This window comes from Gelidibacter sp. F63206 (genome assembly GCF_023015735.1).
This window is the reverse complement of record NZ_JALKAU010000044.1, coordinates 1-3829: the sequence shown is the minus strand read 5'-3', so window position 1 is coordinate 3829 and position 3829 is coordinate 1. Positions and strand designations below refer to the sequence as shown.

General features: G+C 39.4%; 7 protein-coding genes. 6 read left to right on the top strand and 1 reads right to left on the bottom strand.

All coding sequences use genetic code 11. The features are described from left to right. Positions 1-44 precede the first annotated feature (44 nt). The 6 genes from MWU32_RS01320 (at position 45) to MWU32_RS01290 (ending at position 3339) form a co-directional block, all read left to right on the top strand. Complete coding sequence (locus MWU32_RS01320; protein ID WP_246937070.1) at positions 45-443, top strand: transposase; 399 nt, start codon at positions 45-47, stop codon at positions 441-443. Then, positions 440-1282 carry an IS3 family transposase gene (locus tag MWU32_RS01315; RefSeq protein WP_246937068.1) on the top strand — a complete coding sequence of 281 codons (843 nt, stop codon included), beginning with the start codon at positions 440-442 and terminating at the stop codon, positions 1280-1282. The genes MWU32_RS01320 and MWU32_RS01315 overlap by 4 nt, the downstream gene beginning before the upstream one ends. A gap of 85 nt (positions 1283-1367) precedes the next feature. Next, complete coding sequence (locus MWU32_RS01310) at positions 1368-1784, top strand: OsmC family protein (RefSeq protein ID WP_246937066.1); 417 nt, start codon at positions 1368-1370, stop codon at positions 1782-1784. Positions 1785-1808: 24 nt separating this feature from the next. Continuing rightward, the gene (locus MWU32_RS05440) at positions 1809-2453 is read left to right on the top strand and encodes a carboxymuconolactone decarboxylase family protein (protein WP_410744423.1); all 645 of its coding nucleotides are present in this window, start codon (positions 1809-1811) and stop codon (positions 2451-2453) included. A 151-nt stretch (positions 2454-2604) separates the two neighbouring features. Next, complete coding sequence (locus MWU32_RS01295) at positions 2605-2901, top strand: hypothetical protein (RefSeq protein ID WP_246937064.1); 297 nt, start codon at positions 2605-2607, stop codon at positions 2899-2901. A gap of 111 nt (positions 2902-3012) precedes the next feature. Further along, positions 3013-3339: a 2Fe-2S iron-sulfur cluster-binding protein gene (locus MWU32_RS01290; protein WP_246937062.1), complete on the top strand. Its 327-nt coding sequence runs from the start codon at positions 3013-3015 to the stop codon at positions 3337-3339. A gap of 81 nt (positions 3340-3420) precedes the next feature. Here MWU32_RS01290 and MWU32_RS05435 read toward each other — a convergent pair whose 3' ends face one another. Beyond that, on the bottom strand, positions 3421-3681 hold the full coding sequence (locus MWU32_RS05435) for a hypothetical protein (protein WP_410744424.1): 261 nt from the start codon (positions 3679-3681) through the stop codon (positions 3421-3423). Positions 3682-3829: the final 148 nt, after the last annotated feature.

Below are 3829 nucleotides of genomic sequence, written 5' to 3'. Positions count from 1 at the left end.
TGTACGTCCCTGATATAGGTTGACCACTTAAAGCGTGGAAAACTATGAAAGCAAATGTACGGAGTATCCGCAAGCAGCGTAAATACTCAATTGAATTTAAGAAAAAGATTGTTGCAGATTTTGAAAGTGGTAAGTATAGTGTGCCTCAATTAGAGAAGCTGCATGGTGTTGGGAATTCTACAATCTATAGTTGGATTTATAAATTCTCTACCTTTAACGAACAAGGATTTAGAATTATAGAGATGAAGGACAGCAGCAACAAAAGGATGAAAGAACTCGAAGCCCGTGTAAAGGAGCTTGAGAGAACTGTAGGCCGCAAGCAGATAATGATTGATTATCTAGAAAAGATGATGGAGATTGCCAAGGATGAACTTGACATCGATATCAAAAAAAACTTCGGCACCCCACAATCAACTGGTTCCGGGAGAACAAACAAAAAATGAGTTTTTCCCTGAACAGTCTCTATAAAGAGGTCGGTCTGAGCAAACAGGCCGTTGCCCAGTACGGCACTAGGCAAAAGATCTTTGATAGCAAAACAGCACAGCTGGTCCTTGAAGCAGACGAACTGCGGGAGGACCATCCAGGTTGTGGGGTTGAGAAAATGTACTATACACTTAAACCCAACTTTATGGGAAGGGATCGGTTTATAGAACTTATGATGGAACTTGGGTATCGTTTGAAGCGTAAAAAGAACTATAGAAGAACAACTATCGCTTCAAAGATCTATTATCCCAACCTTATAAAAGGAATGAAAATTGACCGTCCATCAATGGTATGGCAGTCTGATATTACCTATATACCCATTGGGGACAGACACTATTACGCTGTTTTTATAATAGATGTCTATACCAAGAAGATTGTAGGCTATAAGGTCTCTGAAAACATGAGAGCACAGGCGAATATGGATGCCTTAAAGATGGCGTTGAACGAAAACGAGGCTCCTTTGTTCCATCACAGTGACAGAGGAAGTCAATATACCTATAAAGAGTACATCAGCCTTCTAAAGGACAATGGGAGTCAAATAAGTATGGCACTCAACGCACAGGATAATGCTTTTGCTGAGCGTATCAACAGAACCATAAAAGAGGAATATTTGAATCATTGGAAACCTAAGGACTTCGGTCAATTAAAAAGAATGACAGCAAAAGCAGTAAGGAATTATAACAGTAAAAGATTACATAATAATAACGACAGAATGAGTCCTGAAAGGTTCATAAAACAATTTTCTGTTTTGAGGCATCAAGAAAGGAAATTGATGACTATTTTTAACAATGAAAATTAATTAAAAACGGTCAACTCTAATCAGGGAAGTTCATATAGAACAGGAATCAAGAAAACAATATACAATAACAATAAATAATAACACAATGAAAAGGACAGCAAATGCCGTATGGAACGGCTCTTTAAAAGAAGGCGAAGGAAAACTAACTACCCAAAGCAAGGTTTTGGACAAGTCACAATACTGTTTCAATTCCCGTTTTGGTGAAGGCAAGAGTACCAATCCAGACGAATTACTTGCAGCCGCCCATGCTGGTTGCTTCGCGATGGCTTTAAGCCTCATTTTAGGGAAAGAAGGCTATACACCCGATGCACTTGACGTGTCCTCAGAAGTGACCATGGATGCTGATAAATTAGAACTTACCGGATCTCATTTGACGCTCAAGGCCAAAATCCCGAATATCAATCAGGATAAATTTATGGAATGTGCCAATGCTGCCAAAGACAATTGTCCGGTGAGCAAAGCATTGAGTTTAAAGATCACTATGGATGCAACACTTCAATAATTATCAACAATTAAACATTAGGAAATGAACAACGCAAAAGAGTTAGCCCGTAAAAAAGCAGATTTAGCACCCAAACAAATAGAAGCCTGGCGAAATTTTAGCCGAACGGTTTTTGAGGCAGGTGCTTTGGATGAAAAAACCAAACAATTGATTGCGGTTGCGGTAGCGCATGTGACCCAATGTCCGTATTGCATTAAAGCGCACACCCCGCAAGCCATGCGTAAGGGTGCCAGTAAGGAAGAAATTATGGAAGCTATATGGGTGGCGGCTGCAGGCAGGGCAAGTGGTGCTTACACCCATGCGTCTATTGCTGTAGATTCTATGGAGGGAAATACGGAAGAACGTTTATATCCTACATCAACTCCAGAAATGGCACGAAAAAAAGCCGATCTGGCACCAAAACAGGTGGAGGCGTGGCGACCTTTTAGCAATGCCGTGTTTAGTGCAGGTGCACTTGATGAAAAAACAAAGCAGCTGATCGCCCTCGGTATATCACATGTTACCCAATGTGCAAACTGTATAAAGGGCCATACGAAAACCGCAAAAATGAAAGGTGCCAGTAATGAACAAATGATGGAAGCTATCTGGGTTGCTTCTGAAATGCGAGCAGGTGCAGCTTATGCCCACGCGTCAATTGCGATGGAAGAAATGCTGAAATTGGATCAATAAAGATTTTTTTAAACTTCATTGTGATTATGGCATCCATTTTCTGAAGCATCTAAGGCATTAAGCTTTTGTTTAAGATGGCTTAAGTTTCAATAGCGAAACGCTGAGCCAAGGCAAAGAGATTGAGGTAAAATAATATTAAAACCATAAAGCAATGAATTTAATTGAAAACATAGTACAGTTTCTGCGAAAGCCAGAAAGTGAAACCAAAGGCAAAGCTCCTGAGGGCACATGTCCAGTGTGTTGGGGCTATCAGCAATACGATGCGAAGATCCGTGAGGTGTTCAGAGACAAGCAAATAGACGTCAACAACCATAAAGGCAGTTATATGCGGATTCAACGATTTGTAAAAAAGTATATTGACGGCATTCGATTAAAACAAAGTGAAGTCAAGGATTGTCCCACCTGCTTGCGCCATTCCAAAGCAGATAACCATCCAATTACTGACTGATGGTAACTTGTCAATAGTGATGCATTGCCTATATTGTCCATTAATGGAAAATCAAATGCTTATGATTACGTGTTCATTTTTTGCTGATAGTGTAAAGATTAAAAAACCAAGATGATATCAGAAAATTATGTCCTGACCTACATCAATGAGTTTGATGAGGAATGCAAAGCACAATTCCGGACCAACGAATATCACAGCTTAATGGAACTCCTTTTTGATAAATATATCGAAGATTGGGGTGATTGTAAGGGAAGAGCCTGGTGCGGTACTTGCCATATACAGATTCTTGAAGGCCATCTTTCTCAAACCATGGATGCTGATGAAAAACTCACGCTTTCTAAAATCCATGATACAGCAGAAAACAGCCGTTTGGCCTGTCAGATTCCAGTCAATGCCGAACTGCACAACCTGGTTTTTAAAATAATGGAACGTACCTAAAATGGCACTTTTTTTTCAAGGCCCGTCGAATTTTTTTAATGACAACATTCCAATTTGACGCTATTGGCTTTCTCAATAATATTAAGCTAATTCAATTTCAAAAAAACAAACATCAGCATTGCTATAATGCGAAGGTAAGTCTGAGGTGTCTTTTAATTTTTTTGTGCCCAAAAACTTAAATCCGCACTGTTCATAATGCTTGATCAAGCGTTCATTTTTGCCACAAGTATCCATTCTGATAAATGATCTGTTTTGTGTTTGTGCTAAATTCTTGGCCCAATCGGCAATGAGTTTTACGAAATTGTTGCCTCTAAAATCAGGGTTCGTGGCAATTCTATGGATGAAAATGGAGGAGTCATTATCACCATCCTCCCAAATTTGTGGATCGCTATAAGTAATAACCTGAGTTCGATTAAAAAAGGACGAGTTGATCTGTTTTTACGGTATGATATTTAATACTTGGCTTTTTTGGCAAGAAACTATAGGCTAT

Bases quoted from the DNA above. Each gene is read 5' to 3' on its own strand.
- MWU32_RS01320 (WP_246937070.1), top strand. From the start codon at position 45: ATGAAAGCAAATGTACGGAGTATCCGCAAGCAGCGTAAATACTCAATT.
- MWU32_RS01315 (WP_246937068.1), top strand. From the start codon at position 440: ATGAGTTTTTCCCTGAACAGTCTCTATAAAGAGGTCGGTCTGAGCAAA.
- MWU32_RS01310 (WP_246937066.1), top strand. From the start codon at position 1,368: ATGAAAAGGACAGCAAATGCCGTATGGAACGGCTCTTTAAAAGAAGGC.
- MWU32_RS05440 (WP_410744423.1), top strand. From the start codon at position 1,809: ATGAACAACGCAAAAGAGTTAGCCCGTAAAAAAGCAGATTTAGCACCC.
- MWU32_RS01295 (WP_246937064.1), top strand. From the start codon at position 2,605: ATGAATTTAATTGAAAACATAGTACAGTTTCTGCGAAAGCCAGAAAGT.
- MWU32_RS01290 (WP_246937062.1), top strand. From the start codon at position 3,013: ATGATATCAGAAAATTATGTCCTGACCTACATCAATGAGTTTGATGAG.